This is a genomic window from Buchnera aphidicola (Cinara piceae) (genome assembly GCF_900699035.1).
GTDB lineage: Bacteria > Pseudomonadota > Gammaproteobacteria > Enterobacterales > Enterobacteriaceae > Buchnera_F > Buchnera_F aphidicola_AV.
Genome location: NZ_LR217739.1, coordinates 325206 through 343266, shown reverse-complemented (window position 1 = coordinate 343266; position 18061 = coordinate 325206). Strand labels below are relative to the sequence as shown.

Here is an 18061-nt window from a genome sequence, read left to right as displayed (position 1 = left end):
CTATACTATAATTATGTTTTTTATTATATTATAAAATATATATATTTTGAAAATATTTATAAATTGTTAATATATAAAAGATATATTAATATTTTTTTATAAAAAAAAGGTTGTTTATAACTATAATTATGTTATAATATTTAAAATTGATAGCGGGGTGGAGCAGTCAGGTAGCTCGTCGGGCTCATAACCCGAAGGTCGTTGGTTCAAATCCAACCCCCGCAACCATAATTTTAATAATATTTATTTAATAAATAAGGTTTTTATTTAAACCGGAAAATCTTTTTTTTTTATTTTTTATAATATTACTTATGACTTTCACACATCCATATATTGTTACTTTTTTTTTAGCTCGTGTAATAGCTGTATAGAATAGTTCTTTACATAATATTTTTGAAAAATAGTTTGGAAGAATTATTTGAATTGATGAAAATTCTGATCCTTGTGATTTATGTATGGTCATAGACCATGCTGATTCGTAATTAAATAATATTCTTGGATCAATTATTTTTAATTTATTATTTGGCAGTATAAAATATACTTGTATTTTATTATCAGAATATAAACATATTCCAATATCTCCATTCATTAATTGTAATGATGTATTGTTTTTTTTAATTAAAATTGGTTTCCCATGATAAAATGATTCTTTTATTTTATAATTATTTTTTTTATTTATTTTTTTTATAAACCATTTATCTAAATATTTATTGATTTTTTTTGTTCCAAATATACCTTTATTGACAGTACATAAAATTCGATATTTATTAAATTTTTTAATTATTTTTTTAGGGTCATATTTTTTATTAACATATTTTAAATATTTAGTATAATAATTTTTTATATTTTTTAACATATTAATATAGTTTTTTTTTGTTTTTAATTTTTTCCATATAACATCAGAATATTTTTGTTTATAAATTTCAGATACATTATAATATTGATTATTTTCTATTTTCTTTGCAAGTATACTAATACCAGATTTTTCATTAAATCTATATTTTTTTTTTAGAACAGATATATAGTTTTTTTTTATAATTTGATTATAAATATTTTTTTTATTTTGAAATTTTTTTTCTTTATAAGTACACAATTCTTTTAATACAGATCCCACTTCTATAGAAGGTAATTGGTGAATATCACCTACAAAAATTATTTTTGTTTTTTTATTTATGTTATTTACAATAATATCCATCATATTTAAATCAATCATAGATGATTCATCAATTATTAAAACATCTATTTTTTTATTTTTTTCTTTATTCTGTTTATTGCATTGATTTGTTTCTTTATTAATTTGAAATAAATGATGAAGAGTCACTCCTATTTTAGGAAATGATAATTTATTATGTTTATTAATATTTTTTTGATTGAGTATAGTAAATATAGATTGTGTTAATTTTGTCGCTGCTTTTCCTGTTGGGGCTGATAATTGAATATTAATTTTTTTTTTTGTAGAATTTATTAAAATTAATATTAAATACGCCAATATACACGTTTTCCCTGTTCCTGGCCCACCTATAATGAAAAATATATGATTTAATAAAGCTTTTTGTATGGTTCTTTTTTGATGATCATCAATTCGTTTAGGACAATATTTATGAATTAATTGTTTATATTTTTTTAATTGAGTATTATTAATTTTTAAACTTTGATGATAAATAAATTCAGTTATTTTATTTTCAGAATACCAATATTTGTATATATAAATATATCCTCTTTCTAAAACTAATGGAGTTTTTTGTGTTCCATTGCTACATGAAATGCTATTAATTACTTTATGAAACCAGTTTTTATTATTTTTACTAATCAATTTCAGTAAATTTAAAAAAATTTTATTTTCTTTTTTAAAATATTTTTTATTTTTAAAAATTGTAATTGGCAAGCAACTATGACCATGATGTATAGAATGACTTAGAAATAATATTACTAATATTGTTTCTAGAGAATAATGTAAAGAATTTTTATTAAAACAAAAATAAAAATCTATACAATAGATAATATTTTTTTTTTTTGCATCATGTATTATTTTAAAAAATTTTTTTTTATTTTTTGAGATCATGAAATTTTCCAGAGAATAAGTTATCTAAATTATTAATTAATAAATAAGAAGGTTTAATAAAATAAATACCAGAATTTTTTTGATCATCAAATGCTCTAAGAAATAAATAAAATACCCCCCCAAAATGTGTTTTATAACTATATTTTTTTATTTTTTTCTTTAGAAAACGATGCATAGCTAAACTATATATTTGATATTGAATATCATAACGATATTTAATTATTTCCATTTTAATGTTATCTTGAGTATAATAACTATTATTAGGTCCTAACCAATTAGATTTATAATCTATGATATAGTATTTTTTTTTCCATAAAAATATTATATCTATTATTCCAGTGAGTATACCAGAAATTTTTTTAAATTTAATATTTTTACATTTTTTAGATATTTTATCAAAATTTTTTATAATTCTATTGAATTTATTTATATCAATATTTTTTTTTATTGGAATAATAAAATTTATTTCTTTTTTATATTCCTGTTCTTTTAATTTATTTAATTTTAATTTATGTTTATTTAATGATGAAGATATAAATATACATATCCAGTGATATAACTTATTGACCCATATCTTAGATAGTGATATAAAATTTAATTTATTAATAATTTCTCGTATATTTTTTGTATTTGAAAATTTTATTTTTTTTAAAATATTATGTAAATATATTCCATATTCTCTTCCAGGTGGAAATTTATAAATATTTATTTTAGAAGATATAGTGTTTTTTATAGGATATATAATTTTGTTATTTTCAATATTTATTTCAATATTATTTTTTTTTTGAAGTGAATTATATTGCATAATTTTGGAAAAACTAATTCTAGTCCAGGGATTTTTTATTTTTTTTAATAATCTTATATTAATTATTGTGTTTTTTTTAAAATTTTTTTGTTTATATATTATTGTTTTTTTTATTGATTTTTTGATTGGTTTGTTTATTGAAAAAATTTCTGTATTTTTTTTTATATTCTGAATTACTTTTTTTAGTTTATCAAAGCTAAGTTTTTTTCCTTTTTGTATTAAAAACCCTAGACTACTTTTATGAAAATTAGTATAAATTTTTTTATTCATTTTTTTTCTTTTTACTACCGCCATTCCTATACTACAATGTAGTATACTTCGTGTTAAAGCAACATAAAGTAAACGGATATCTTCTGATAATTTTTCTTGTATAGATAATTTATAACTATTTTTTTTGTTTTTTAAGTCAATTATATTTTTCATTTTTTTTTTACAAAAAAATATATGATTATCTTTTGTTTGAAAATTACTAAAAAAAGGAATCCATACTATCGGATATTCTAATCCTTTTGATTTATATATAGTAATTATTTTTATACATTTTTGATCTACAGTATTGTTGTATTTTTGTTTGTTATTTTCATTATTATTCTCTGTATTATTTTGTACAATTTTTTTTTTTAACCATGTAATTAATAAAAATTTGTTTTTAATTTTTTTGTTTTTTTTTTCTAATATTTCAGCTAGTAAAATAATATTTTGTATATTAATATTATTTTTTTTTAAATCTATAGATGAAATTTGAATATTAAAATCAATTATTATTTCTATCATCATTTTTGAAATACCTAATGTATTCCAAATTATATAGTATTTTTTTAATTTTTTTAATAAAGAAAAATATAATTCTTTTTTTTGGTTTATTAAATTAATGTCATAAATATTTTTTTTAAATATTTGTGTAATTAATAATCTCTGAAATTTTAATTCATTTGATAAATCAATTATAGAATCAAGAATACATATTATTTCTTTTGTTTCTATAGTATGAAAAATATTATTTTTTTGAGATGTATAAATTGTTTTAATTCCCTTTTTTTCTAGTTCTTTTTTAATAATAGATGCTTCATACTTATTTTTTATTAAAATTGCTATATCATTAGGTTTAAGTGTACGTTTTTTTTTGTTTTTTAGTTCAATAAAAGATTTGTTTTTCGATGCATGAAATAACCAATTATATATTGAATTTGCACATTCTTTAGAAATCCATGAATAATATTCTTTTTTAGTGATTATTTTTTTATTTTCAAAAATAAATTGAAATGCTGGTTGTTTAGTGTTATTAACAGTAAATTGAAAATTTTTATTCCCTGAATATACAGATGATGGTTGAAAATTAACTTCTTTGAAGATAAATGGTTTTTTAATTTGAGAAAATAATATATTAACTCCAGTAACAATATTTTCGGATGAACGAAAATTTTTTTTTAAAAAAAAATGTTTTTTTATTTTTTTTTTAAACGTTAAATACCAAAATATATTAGCCCCTCTAAAACTATATATAGATTGTTTAGGGTCTCCAATTAAAATAAGTGATTTATTTTTTTCTTTATTATATAATGAATAAAATATATTAAATTGAGTATCGTCAATATCTTGACACTCATCAATTATTGTAATAGTATATTTTTTTAATATATTTTGTTTTATAATAGATTTTTTTAATTTTATTTGCTTCCACATTATTTTATTTAAATCATTAAACTCTAATCCATTTTTTTCTTTTTTTTTATTTTCAATTATCTGTGAAATAGTTTTTAAAGAAAAATAAATAAAATATTCAAAAAATAAATTATAAGTAAAAAATATTTTTTCTATATATTTAAAAAATATGTATTTAGTATAATCTTTTAATTTTTTATTTTTTTGTATTTTATGATATTGAAAATATTGTAGTATTCTAGGAAATGAGCAATCTACTGTTTTATTTTTCGACCATACACTTATTTGTGTATACCATATATTTAGATTTTTTTTATTATATATTCTATTATTAAGAGTAATATTTTTTATTAAATTTTTGATTTCCTTTTCTTTTTTTTCCCATATTTTTTTTGTTTTTTTTATAACTTTAATTATATCATTATATTTTTCATTTAAATTAGCATTTTTTGGAAAATGATATTTAAATTCTATATTTTTTTGATTTAACAATGTATATATATATAAAAAAAATTGTTGTGGTGTTTTCCATTTTTTTATAATCATTTCGACTATTTTTTTATTTATACTATAAATACATTTTCTCCAAAAATCTTTTGTAGATTCAACTTGTATTTTTTTTATGTTAGATAATATTTTTTTATATATTTTTTGTTTACATAAAAATTTTTGTTCTAACAATATATATCGAAAAAAACCATGAAGTGTATATATCATGATTGAATCAATATTTTTTTTTACTTTTTTTAATAAATTGATAGTTTTTTTAAAATTTTTTATATCTTTAATAATTTCTGATAATTCATTATTTTTTTTTGTTTTTTTTTTGCATATATGATATAATTGACAAATTTTTTTATATAATCTTTTTTTTAATTCATTTTTTGATGATTCAGTAAATGTAACAATAAGTATTTCATTGATTGATAAAGGTTTTGAATATGATTTTTTTGTACCAATATTTAAAATAAAACGTATGTATAAAAAAATAATAGACGAAGTTTTTCCCGTTCCTGCTGAAGCTTCTATTAACGTAATACCTTGACTTGGTATTTTTTTTATATCGAAAGGTTCATATTTCATTTTATTTCTCATTTCTTTTATAGATGAATCATTTAATGAGTTATTATTTAATGTGATATTTTCTAATATTAGTATTTTTAAATATAGGTAATAACCAATATTCGCAAGTACGACATATTTTTTTTATAATTATAGGATTTATTTTTGGAATTAATTTTTTTATATAAATATTTTTTTTTTCACCTTTATAAAATGAATTTCCATTCCATTCTTTTAAAAAATTTTTTTTTGCAATATTTATATTGTATTTATCGTTTTTTATTATATTAAATTTTTTCATATATATTGATTGTAACCAAATTATTCCAGATTTTAATATTAATAATGGTTTTTTTAATCCATCTAGATATCCTTGAATATATTTTTTTAAATATTTTTCAGCTTTTATTTTTGTTAAATAAGAAAATTTAATATTAGTATTATTAATCCCTAATAAAATACTTTTTGAAGATTTTTTTAAAATACAAAAAACTAAATGTTCTATCCATAAGGATATTATTTCCTTAAAATTAATTTTATTTGTGCACCAATGAATCAGATTTAGTTTATTGATTTCTTTAATTTTTCCTGATAATTTATATTTTTTTATTTTTAAATTAAAACTAATTTCTTTAGGAGAATTTTTAATTTTATTAATCTGATTAGATAATAAATATATTTTTTTTTCTTCTTCTTTCCATAATATTTTTCCTATATGATCATGTGGTAATTGATTTTTTAATTGAAATTTTTTAAATAAACTTTTAGTATTTTTTTTCAATAAATAATATTTTAATATTTTATTTTTTATAATATACTTATCTAAAGAAGGTATATGAAATAATTCATCTTCTGATAGTTGATTTTTTATATTATTTAAAATATATATATTTAAATTTTTTTTAAAAAAATATTGAATTGGATTTTTCCAGAAATTTATTAATTCTGTTATTGGAATATTTTTTTTAATAATAAAATTAATCTTTTTGTATTTTTTTATATCTTTTTTTTCTTTAGAAAATTTCTCTACATTATAATTTATTAAATATGAATAATTTAATTTATTTTTATTATTTATATATACTTGTTTTAAAATATGAATTTTTTTTTTATTATATTTGTTTTTATTTGTAATATAAAAATTTTTTTTTATATAATACAAAATATCAGTAATATATTTTGATGGATAATTTTTTTTTTCTGTTTTTATATTTTTTGTATAACTACAAAATAAATATTTTTGAGTAGATAGCACTGTTTCAAAAAAAATATTCTTATTATTTTGATAAATTTTTTGATTTATTAAATTGAGTATATTTGTTTGTGTATATAATGATAGATTTTCTTGGTCACATCCTATTATACAAATCATTTTAAATGGAATAATTCTAATTTTATTGAAATTCATAATATTAATATATCCCGACATAAATGTATTTGTTTTATATAATGAAAAATTATATTGAAAGAATTGTTTTAATAAACAATCAATTGATATCTTTTTTTTATAATTTATAATTATTCCATTTAATATAATTTTTTTCCATATATTTTCCAATTTAAAAAAAAATATTTTATATTTTAAAGGTATATAAAAAAATTCTTTTATTATTTGAGGAATAATGTTTAACCAGTTTTTTAATAATTTTTTATTTAATATTTTTTTTCTTAATTTATTTAATTTATTAATTAAATTAATAAAATTACCTAGTAAAATGTTTCGTTCATTAGAAGATACATTATATACAGATATATTATTTAATATTGAATATTTTTTTTGTAACCAAAATCCTGTTATAATTCGATTAATTGCATAACTCCATGAATATGTATTAATATTTGGAATAGATATTTTTTTAAAATGTTTTGCATCAAAACCGAATCGAACATTTAAATCTGATATAATTTTATAAAGGATCTTAATGTCACTGGATTTTATGGAAAATTTTTTTCTTAATAATTTTTCGTCCAAAAGAGATAAAACCCAAGAATATTCAAACCGATTTTTTTTAATTTTTAATATTTTTTTTATTATTAACAAAATATTTTTTTTTAGAATATTTTCATCGGGATTATAAAAATAAGAATTATTAGGTAGTAAGGAATAAAATATTTGATTAATATAAAATAAATAGGGACTTATATTATTAGAAGTAATAAGAATATTATGTGGTTTTATTTTTTTGTCAGTATTTAGTATATTAATTATATGTTCATATAATATTTGAATTTCTTGTAAATATGAGTAACATTTATGTATATAAATAGAACGGTCATTGATATAAAATTTTTTTTTTATGTTTTTTTTGTAAAATGATCTGTTAAATAAATCATATTGTAAAATATGTAAAATATTTTTTGAATAAGGTTTATGAAAAAAAAATTTTTTTTTATATAAGAATTATTTTTTATTTCTTTTTTTTGAGGTAATATATTTCTTTTTTTAAAGAAATTAAGTGTAAAATTGATATGTTTATATTCTTTTTTATGAAACTGGTATTGAAATAAATATATTGAAGTAATATCTTTAATGATATGTATTATAAAATTTATAAATGGATTTATTGGTATAATAGATAGTATAAATATTTTTTTTGGAATAGTTTTTAAAAGATAATTTTTATTTTGTAAAAAATTATTTATTATTTCAGTAAAGTTATTTTCTTTTAATTTTTTGATTTTTTTTATTATTATTTTCCATAATTTTTTTTGCCATACATATAAAATTTTAGATGAATTACTTTTTTTTTCTGTTTCCCATGTATATATTAATTCAGGTTTAAAAAAAATATATTTAATAAAAATTTTTGCCATGTAGGAACAAAAGTCAAAATTATTGTAATATATACCATATTTTTTTAAAAATGAACTTTTTTTTTTATCGTTGATAATCGACATGATAATCCATTCTAGACTTTGTTTTTTAAATAAAATAGGCATTTTATATTTTTTTTTGTAATTTGTATTTCTGATTAAATTAATAAAAAATTTTGAAATTATTATATATTTTATATTCATGCTAATGTTTTTATTTTTAGAAATGTATATTTCTATCCATTTTTTTATATTAATATTATCAATTAAAAATATTTCTTCATGAAAAATATTTTTATTTGTTTTTGACATAATTTTTTTGCAAATTTTTTTTAAAAGAAAATTTATTTGATTTGATTGATATATTTTTAACATATTATTCCAAAATATAATTAATATTATTGTTTAGCGTAGAAAAAATTAATTCTACGCCTAATTTTTCTTAATTATATATTATTTTTTTCTTTCTTTTTATTTTTTTTTATTTTTTTTTAATATTTTATATATTTTTTTATATAAATAAATATCCATTTTTGTGTAAGGGATTATGATATTATGTTCATCAAGTGCTTTTTTAAATTTAAGCATTAAGTCTGAGTATACTGCACTTAGTTCCTTTGTATGACACCAACATTTGACAACAAATTTTAATGATGATGGTGAAAATTCATTTAATCCAACAAAGTTACCTGGATGTTTTAATACACGTTCTTCTTTATCAAGAACCTGTTGTAGCACTGAAATTACTAGATCTACATCTGAATCATATGCAACGGTGATAACAAATTGATTTCTACGTATTGGTTCACGTGAATAATTAATAATATTACCAGCAACAATTCTACCGTTAGGAATAACAATAATTTTTCCATCTAATGTTTTTAATGTAGTATAAAATATATGTACGTTTAATACAGTTCCAGCGGCGTTACCTAAATTAACATATTCATTTGTTCTTAAAGGTCTTAATAAAACTAATAGTACACCAGCTGCAAAATTAGATAATGATCCCTGTAGCGCCAACCCAACTGCCATCCCGGCAGCCCCTATAATAGTAATTATTGAATTTGTTTGTACGCCTATTTGTCCTAAAGCTACAATACATGTAAATGTAATTACAACATAACGTGCTAAAGTAGATAAAAACCCTGAAATTGTATTGTCTATATGTCGTAGCGACAATAATTTTTTTGCTATATTTGCGAAAAGTTGACTAATAAAAAAACCAATAGCTATCACAAGAATTGCAAAAAATAAATTAATTAGATAAGATAGGAAGATTTGTTTATCCCATAAAAAACAAAAACCTATATTATTAACATAATCTATTATATATAATTTTTCTATTATTTTTTTTATGACAATAATTTTTTTATACATTTTCTATTTTTTATAGATTATTGAAAATAAATATTTTTATTTAATTATAGTAATAAAAAGTAATTTATTAATTAAATTAATTTTAAAAATTTTTATGTAATTAAATATTTATATATTTAATTTTGTATAAATTATAATAATATTTTTTATTTTAAATAATAAAATCTATATGTTAGATATATAATTATTTTTTCATAATAAAAATATATATTTAAAATATTTATAATTTATTATGTGAATTAAGTATAGTAAAAATTTTTTTTAAATGTCTTATAGAGCTTTTTTGCGCTCTTCTTATCCACACTCTTGGATCATAATATTTTTTATTTGGTTTATTTGCCCCTAATGTATTACCTAATTGACTTTTTAAGTATTCTTTATTATGTATGTAGAAATCTAATACACCTTTCCAATAATTCCATTGCATATCGGTATCAATATTAAATTTTACAACACCATAATTAATAGATTTTTTAATATCGATTAAACTCGTCCCTGATCCACCATGAAAAACAAAATTAAGAGGATTATTTGGTAATTTGTTCATTATACTGATATATTTTTGTGCTTTTTTTAAAATTGAAGGTTTTAATTTTATTTGTCCTGGTTGATATACACCATGTATATTCCCAAATGATGCCGCCATAATAAAATTATCACTAATTTTATTTAATTGATTAAAAGCAAGATAAATATCTTGTGTATCAGTATATAATAATTTTTTATTGATCTGGGTATTATCGATTCCATCTTCTTCCCCACCAGTACAACCTAATTCCATTTCTAAAATCATATTTAAATGAGTTAGTTTTTTTAAATATTTTGATGAAATCTTAATATTTTTTTGAATATTTTCTTTTGACAAATCTATCATATGAGATGAGAATAAAGGACGACCGTATCTTTTAAAAAATTTTTTTCCTTCTTTTAGTAATCCATTGATCCAAGGTAGATGATTAAAATCACAATGATCAGTATGTAATATTACGGGAACGTTATAATATTTAGATATTAAATGAACATGATTTGCTCCTGATATAGATCCTTTTATCGCATTAAAATATTCTTTCTTTTTTAGTCCTAAACCGCTTATAAATTCTGATCCTCCATAAGAAAATTGTATAATTATAGGTGAGCCTGTCTCTGACGCTGCTTCTAAAACACTATTTATTGAATCTGTATTAATACAATTGATAGCTGGTATAGCAAATTTATTTTTTTTGGCTAAAGAAAATATAATTTTCATTTCGTCAGAATTTAGTACCCCAGGTTTAATAATATCTAAAATTTTACACATGATATTTTTTTCCTATTTGATAAATATATTAATATTTTATTAAATATTTTATAAATGATTTTTTAAATAGTAGTTTTAAAATTTTTTTAATCTTTCGAGAATTGGTAATGTTTTATTTTCTATAAATTTTAAGAAAGACCCCCCTCCGGTAGAAATATAAGAAATTTTATTTTTTAGATTAAATAGATCAATTACAGCTATAGTATCACCTCCTCCAGCAATAGAAAAAGAAGAACTATTTGCAATAGATTTAGCTATTTCTTCCGTTCCTTTTCTAAAATTTGGAAATTCAAATACACCCATAGGACCATTCCAAATTATTGTTTTTGCTTTTTTTATTACTTCCTTATAATTTTTTATAGTTTGATCTCCAATATCTAATATTTCTTCATTTGGTAATATATTTGATATTAATTTTATTTTTGATTTTGATTTTATAGAAAATGATGTACAAACACGAGAATCAATTGGTAAAAATATTTTTTTTGTTTCATATAATTTCTTTGCTTTTTCTTGAAAACTTTTTTCGTACAGAGATTTTCCTATGGAATAATTTGTAGAGATGAATGTATTAGCAATTCCTCCGCCCACTAACATACTATCTGTAATTTTTAGTAATGAATTTAATAATTTAAATTTTGTTGATACTTTTGCTCCACCTATTACTGTTACTACAGGATGTATTGGTTTATTAAATATATTTTTTAATATTTTTATTTCTGAAAATAATAATGGACCAATACATGCTTGTTTTACAAAATCACAAATTCCATATGTAGAAGATTCTATTCTATGAGCTGTAGCAAAAGCATCCATAACAAAAATATCACATAAATTAGCATATTTTTTAGACAAATCTATATCATTTTTTGTTTCCCCATAATTAAATCTAACGTTTTCTAATACAACAATTTGATTAGATTCTATTTTAATTCCCTGTAAATAATTTTTAGAAAAAATTATGTTTACTTCTGGTAATTTTTTTTTTAAATATTTAAATATTGGAAATAAAGAGAATTTTTCATTGTATTTTCCTTCTTCAGGTCTCCCTAAATGGGAAGCTATTATAATTTTTGCATGTTTTTTTAATGCTAGTTGAATGGTAGGAATAGAACAATCAATACGTGCGCTAGATGTAATTTTATTATTATATAACGGAACATTTAAGTCTAATCTAATGAATACTCTTTTATTTTTTAAATCAATATCTTTCATATGTATCATTTTTTTTATTCCCTAAATTTTTACGTAAAAATATATATAATATAATACTAATCGTTTTAGGTTAATATGTAATTTTATAATTTATATAAAAAATATATTTTATTTTTAATATTATTAACATATATAAATATATATATTTATATATTGTTTAATATTTTACTACAATATAAATTTTAAATGTAATTTTTTGTATTATTATAGTAATAATATTATTAATATATCTATTATATATAGAGTATATAAATAATATTATATATAATTATGTTTGAATATATTGATTTTTTACTAAAAAGTATTAGTTTTTTTGATTGTATAACAAATACATTACTTATATAGTATAATAAATATCATCTTAATAATTTTAGGTAAAAATTTATAATAAACATTTTTTATGGATTAATAATATTTAATTAATATTTATTAAAAATATAAATGTTATATTTTTATAGAACAATAATTTTTATTATCAATGTAATATAATTTTTAAAAATAATTGAGGAACTATGAAAAAATTAGTTGGTTTTGTTGGTTGGAGAGGGATGGTGGGGTCAGTTTTATTAAATCGTTTACAAAAAAATAATGATTTTGCTAATTTTCGTTCAGTTTTTTTTACTACATCTCAATTTAATTCTGTATCTCCTAAAGTATTAAATTGTATTTCTTCCAATTTAGAAGATGCATATAATATTGATTATTTAATCACATTGGATATTATTGTTTCATGTCAAGGAGAAAAATATACACGACATATTTATCTAAAATTAAAGAAATTTGGTTGGAAGGGTTATTGGATTGATGCATCTTCATTTTTAAGAATGAATAAAGAATCAATTATTGTATTAGATCCAATTAATTTAAGTTCTATACAAACTGGTATAAATAATGGAATTAAAACATTTGTAGGTGGAAATTGTACTGTCAGTTTAATGTTAATGGCTTTAGGAGGTTTATTTTCTCATAAACTTATTGATTGGATTTCTGTTTCTACATATCAGTCTGTATCAGGTAGTGGTTCTAAATCGATGTTAGAATTATTAGAACAAATTGGATTTGTTTATAAAAATATCTCTAGTTATCTTATTTCTTCAAAAAAATCTATACTAGAAATAGAAAAAGTATTTACTAATTCATTAAATAGTATAAATTATTCTGAAAAAAAAATAAAATCTCCTTTATTAGGTAATTTAATTCCATGGATTGACAAGTCTATAGATAATGGACAAACAAAAGAAGAATGGAAAGGCTCTGTAGAAACAAATAAAATATTAAATTCTGATAAATATATTCCTATTGATGGTATATGTGTGCGCGTTCCTTCTTTACGCTGTCACAGTCAAGCTTTTACTATAAAATTAAATTGTGATATTTCTATAAAAGAAATTGAGTCATTAATTTCTTCACATAATATATGGGTTAAAGTCGTTCAAAATGATTTTAGTTCTACAATAAATCACTTAAACCCTTTAACAGTTTCAGGTACTTTAGATGTTCCCATAGGAAGGATTAAAAAAATGAATATAGGAAAAAAATATTTGTCTGCTTTTTCTGTAGGAGATCAATTATTATGGGGAGCTGCAGAACCATTACGTCGTATTTTAAATATATTAATAAGTTAATAAATATTTAATTGAATTTTTTTATAAATTAATGTTTAATATTTTTTTTTTTTTCCAATTTTTATAAGATATTTATAAGGAATATATTTGAGTGAATGTGATAATAATTTATGTTTCATAAATCGACAAAATAATATAATATCTTTATTACTAAATTTATCATTTGTTAATACTAAAATTTTTTCTTCTTTTTTTGTTTTTCTGACTTTATTTCTTAATGTTATTATTACATTCGGACACCTTAATCCTGATAAATTTAATATATATATCATGATATTTTTCTCTTATATAAATATTGTATTAAAAATATTATTTTAAATTATTTTTTAAATTTATTTTTTTAATTAAAAATAATTGATAGTGTTTTAAGATGCATCCAAATATTTTTTTTTTGATTTTTTTGAATACATATTTCTATTTTTTTAAGTAATTTTAATATTAATTTAATTATATTTATAGAATTATTTTTTATTAAACAATTTAATAAAAATGTATTTATATTTATTTTATAATTAATAAATTTATTTTCTATATATTCTTTTTTTTTATTATATAAAATCATATATATTAATTTTTTATATGCATTTATTAATATGACATAATTATATTTTTGTTTTTTTAGTAATTTTAATATTTTAATTGATTTTTCTTTTTTTTTATAAATAATTGATTGGATCCAATCGTGATAGTTTAATATTTTATTTTTTTTATAATATTTATATATCATTTTTTTTGTAATAAGAGTATTAGGATATAATAAAATTATATTTTCTAATAAATTTGTAAAATATTTTATATTTATATAGATTTTTTTTAAAAAAAAATTTTTTGCTTCTGAAGTCATAGTACAGTTACAATTTTTTATTGTACTATGAATCCAGTATTTGATGTTATTTATATATGATGATGAATTATTTATTATGACACCTGTATTTTTTAAATAACTATAAAAAAATTTTTTACATAAAAAATTATAATATAAATTTGGAAAATAAAAAATTTTTATAGTTTTATCTAGAGAATAAGTTTCTATTTTTTTCATTTTTTTTTGTAAATTTAAGGACATAAAATAATCATAAATTGTTATGCTAAATATTTTTTTTTTATTAAATAAATCTTTTTTTTTAAATATTTCAAAAATATTATTCCAATCATTATTGTGATGAATTATTAATTCTTGTTTGAAGATATATTTTTTTTTTTTTATATGATTTAAAATAATATTTTTATTTGCTTGTATGAAAATATATTCAGATTCTAAAATAATATATGTAAATATTTTTTTTTTCTTTATATAATTTTTTAAATTTATAGTATCTATGAACATAAATTATCTTTTTTTATAAAACAATTGAATTATATTAGATTATTTTGTAGTAATACAAAGTTAATAATTTTATATGGTATATAAATTATTTTTTTAATAACCATATTATGAAAGTATTTTTTTATTTCCTTTTTAATTAAAATTAATTTAATTATTTCTTTTTTTGACAAATTATTTTTTATTTTTATAAAATTTCTTTTTTTACCATTAATTTGAATTATAAGAATATAATTCTCCTGCATAATTAATTTATTATTATATTTTGGCCATTTTTCTGTATCAATATTGTTTTTTTTACCTTTTATTTTTTTCCATAATATAAAACAAATATGAGGCGTAAAAGGATATAACATTTTTATAATAGTTTCTAAAGATATTTGTAAATTTTTTTTGTTTATTTTTTTTTCTTTATATAATTTTTTAATATAATTAAAAAATTTTATTATATGTGCGATAGCTGTATTATATGAATTTTTTTTATCAATATCGTTGGTAACATTAATAACTGTTTTGTTTAAATTAAATTTTATTTTTTTTTGATTATAATCATATTTTTTAGTGATTGTTATTATTTTTTTAAAATCAATTATATGAGTAAAATTCCATATTTTTTTTAAAAATCTATACATCCCGACTATACTAGTAGAATTCCATTCTAGTGATGTATTTATTGGTGCAGCAAACATCAAAAACAAACGTAATGTATCAGAACCATATTGTTTTATAATTTTATCTGGATTTATACCATTGTTTTTTGATTTTGACATTTTTATTTTACCTGCATAGATAATTTTATCTAAACAATTTTTTTTTGAAACTTTAATAATTTTACCGTGAATATCACGAGTAATATTTAAATCTGATTGTGATAACCATGTTTTACTTCCGTCATTATTATATGTATAAAATGAATCTATGATTACTATACCTTGACAAATTAATTTTTTTACCGGTTCTCTAGATTTTACATATCCAAAATCATATAATAATTTATGATAAAAACGAAAATATATTAAATGCATAACTGCATGTTCAATTCCCCCAATATATTGATCTACTGGTAACCAGTATTTTGTTGATTTTGAATCTAAAATATCTTTATTGAATTTAGGGTTAGTATATCTTGCATAATACCATGAAGACTCCATAAAAGTATCAAAAGTATCAGTTTCTCTAGTTACATTTTCTCCGGCTATTTTAATTTTTAACCAATTTTTATAAGCAAGTAATGATTTTTGTTTATTATTTTGGTGTATATAATCAGGTAAAATTACTGGCAATTTTTCTTCTGGAACAGGTATGATTTTATTTTGATTATTAATTACCATAGGTATTGGTGCTCCCCAATATCTTTGTCTAGAAATACACCAATCTTTTATTTTAAAATATGTACATAATTTTGCTATTTTTTTTGATATTAAAATATTAGAAATAATTTTACGCGCTTGTAATATAGTTAGTCCATTGAATTTTGAACTATTAATTAAAGATATTTTTTTATTTTTTTCGTTATTTTTAGTAATATCCGAAAATATTAATTTAATAGGTAAATTATTTAATTTAGAAAATAAATAATCTATTTTAGAGTTACATGGAACAGCCATGATTGCTCCAGTAGCATAATCATGTTTTACATAATTAGTTATCCATAAGGGTATTTTTTCTTGAGTTAAAGGATGTAATATTAATAAATTTGTATTAATTCCAATTAAATTATTATTATTTTGAAATTCAGTATTTGTAATATCTGGATTACTTTTTAAAAATTTATTAATTTGAATATTATCTTTAAGAAATATATGAATTAATGGATGATGTATTGATATTGCAAAATATGTTACCCCCATAATAGTTTCGGGTTTAGTAGTATATATCTTTAAAAAATAATTTATATTATATATTTTGCATTTTATTTGTATACCTTTTGATTTTCCTATCCAGTTTTTCTGCATAGAAATTACTTCTTTAGGCCATTCTTTTAATAATTTTAAATCTTTTAATAAAATATTTGCATATTTTGTAATTTTAATAAACCATTGTGATACTTTTTTTAATTTTATTTTTGACCCACATCTCCAGCATACTCCATTTTGAGCTTGTTCATTTGCTAATACTGTTTTATCAAATTCACACCAATTTATTAAAGTTTTTTTTTTATAAACTAATTTTTTTTTAAATAACTTTATAAAAAAAGATTGTTCCCAATGATAGTATTCTGGTTTACAAGTTGTAATTTCTCTATCCCAATCATAACTAAATCCTAATGATTGTAATTGTTTTTTCATTATGGAAATATTATGAAACGTCCATTTATCTGGTGCAATTTTATTTTTTATTGCAGTTTCTTCTGCAGGCAAACCAAAAGCATCCCATCCGATTGGATGTAATACATTTTTTCCTAACATTCGTTGGTAACGAGCAATAACATCACTAATGGTATAATTTCGTACATGACCCATATGTAATTTTCCTGAAGGATATGGTATCATAGGTAAACAATAAAATTTTTCTTTTTTTTTATCTTCTATAACAGAAAATGTTTTTTTCTTATACCAATAATTTTGAACCATTGACTCAATTTTTTTAGGATTATATTCATTATTTTCCATAATTTTCCTATTAGTAATTTTTTTTAAAAAATAAAAAATTTTTATATACATATTATATTTATTTAATATTTTATATTTCTTGATAATAAAATTATTGAATTCTTTTTTAATTTTTATTAAAAATATAATTTATATATAAAATTTATATTTTAAATTTTTTTAATACTTACTATATCTATATATAGTATTTTTTTTATATGCAT

General features: G+C 18.5%; 11 protein-coding genes and 1 tRNA gene. 2 read left to right on the top strand and 10 right to left on the bottom strand.

Annotated features, from left to right (window positions below; genetic code table 11):
• Positions 1-151 precede the first annotated feature (151 nt).
• A tRNA-Met gene (locus tag BUCIPICE3303_RS01490) sits at positions 152-228 on the top strand.
• A gap of 19 nt (positions 229-247) precedes the next feature.
• Here the strand turns inward: BUCIPICE3303_RS01490 and recD are convergent.
• From recD to BUCIPICE3303_RS01455, 7 genes are all read right to left on the bottom strand, one after another.
• Positions 248-2062 (bottom strand): exodeoxyribonuclease V subunit alpha, encoded by a 1815-nt coding sequence (gene recD, locus BUCIPICE3303_RS01485; RefSeq protein WP_154049345.1) that lies wholly within the window; start codon positions 2060-2062, stop codon positions 248-250.
• Positions 2046-5612, bottom strand: coding sequence for an exodeoxyribonuclease V subunit beta (recB, locus tag BUCIPICE3303_RS01480; protein ID WP_172598707.1), 3567 nt, complete (start codon positions 5610-5612; stop codon positions 2046-2048). Before recB ends, recD begins: the two co-directional genes overlap by 17 nt.
• Positions 5613-5655: 43 nt before the next feature.
• Positions 5656-7563: an exodeoxyribonuclease V subunit gamma gene (locus tag BUCIPICE3303_RS02135; protein WP_172598706.1), complete on the bottom strand. Its 1908-nt coding sequence runs from the start codon at positions 7561-7563 to the stop codon at positions 5656-5658.
• Between the two features lie 323 nt (positions 7564-7886).
• Positions 7887-8780: an exodeoxyribonuclease V subunit gamma gene (locus BUCIPICE3303_RS02130; protein ID WP_154049342.1), complete on the bottom strand. Its 894-nt coding sequence runs from the start codon at positions 8778-8780 to the stop codon at positions 7887-7889.
• Positions 8781-8876: 96 nt separating this feature from the next.
• Positions 8877-9752 carry a small-conductance mechanosensitive channel MscS gene (mscS, locus tag BUCIPICE3303_RS01465; protein WP_172598713.1) on the bottom strand — a complete coding sequence of 292 codons (876 nt, stop codon included), beginning with the start codon at positions 9750-9752 and terminating at the stop codon, positions 8877-8879.
• A 253-nt stretch (positions 9753-10005) separates the two neighbouring features.
• The gene (gene fbaA / locus BUCIPICE3303_RS01460; RefSeq protein ID WP_154049340.1) at positions 10006-11082 is read right to left on the bottom strand and encodes a class II fructose-bisphosphate aldolase; all 1077 of its coding nucleotides are present in this window, start codon (positions 11080-11082) and stop codon (positions 10006-10008) included.
• Between the two features lie 75 nt (positions 11083-11157).
• Positions 11158-12306: a phosphoglycerate kinase gene (locus BUCIPICE3303_RS01455; protein ID WP_154049339.1), complete on the bottom strand. Its 1149-nt coding sequence runs from the start codon at positions 12304-12306 to the stop codon at positions 11158-11160.
• Between the two features lie 503 nt (positions 12307-12809).
• Here BUCIPICE3303_RS01455 and asd point away from each other — a divergent pair.
• Positions 12810-13922: an aspartate-semialdehyde dehydrogenase gene (asd, locus tag BUCIPICE3303_RS01450; RefSeq protein WP_154049338.1), complete on the top strand. Its 1113-nt coding sequence runs from the start codon at positions 12810-12812 to the stop codon at positions 13920-13922.
• A 35-nt stretch (positions 13923-13957) separates the two neighbouring features.
• On the opposite strand, the gene BUCIPICE3303_RS01445 is transcribed toward asd, so the two are convergent.
• From BUCIPICE3303_RS01445 to leuS, 3 genes are all read right to left on the bottom strand, one after another.
• Entirely contained in the window at positions 13958-14194 is a 237-nt protein-coding gene (locus BUCIPICE3303_RS01445) for a sulfurtransferase TusA family protein (RefSeq protein ID WP_154049337.1), read from the bottom strand.
• A 68-nt stretch (positions 14195-14262) separates the two neighbouring features.
• Entirely contained in the window at positions 14263-15249 is a 987-nt protein-coding gene (locus BUCIPICE3303_RS01440) for a hypothetical protein (protein WP_154049336.1), read from the bottom strand.
• Positions 15250-15278: 29 nt separating this feature from the next.
• Positions 15279-17858, bottom strand: coding sequence for a leucine--tRNA ligase (leuS, locus tag BUCIPICE3303_RS01435; RefSeq protein ID WP_154049335.1), 2580 nt, complete (start codon positions 17856-17858; stop codon positions 15279-15281).
• Between the last annotated feature and the right edge of the window lie 203 nt (positions 17859-18061).

What these genes read in the sequence shown, in the direction of transcription:
- leuS (WP_154049335.1), bottom strand. Translation starts at nt 17,858, where the DNA reads ATGGAAAATAATGAATATAATCCTAAAAAAATTGAGTCAATGGTTCAA.
- BUCIPICE3303_RS01440 (WP_154049336.1), bottom strand. Translation starts at nt 15,249, where the DNA reads ATGTTCATAGATACTATAAATTTAAAAAATTATATAAAGAAAAAAAAA.
- BUCIPICE3303_RS01445 (WP_154049337.1), bottom strand. Translation starts at nt 14,194, where the DNA reads ATGATATATATATTAAATTTATCAGGATTAAGGTGTCCGAATGTAATA.
- fbaA (WP_154049340.1), bottom strand. Translation starts at nt 11,082, where the DNA reads ATGTGTAAAATTTTAGATATTATTAAACCTGGGGTACTAAATTCTGAC.
- recD (WP_154049345.1), bottom strand. Translation starts at nt 2,062, where the DNA reads ATGATCTCAAAAAATAAAAAAAAATTTTTTAAAATAATACATGATGCA.
- BUCIPICE3303_RS02130 (WP_154049342.1), bottom strand. Translation starts at nt 8,780, where the DNA reads ATGTTAAAAATATATCAATCAAATCAAATAAATTTTCTTTTAAAAAAA.
- recB (WP_172598707.1), bottom strand. Translation starts at nt 5,612, where the DNA reads ATGAAATATGAACCTTTCGATATAAAAAAAATACCAAGTCAAGGTATT.
- BUCIPICE3303_RS01455 (WP_154049339.1), bottom strand. Translation starts at nt 12,306, where the DNA reads ATGATACATATGAAAGATATTGATTTAAAAAATAAAAGAGTATTCATT.
- asd (WP_154049338.1), top strand. Translation starts at nt 12,810, where the DNA reads ATGAAAAAATTAGTTGGTTTTGTTGGTTGGAGAGGGATGGTGGGGTCA.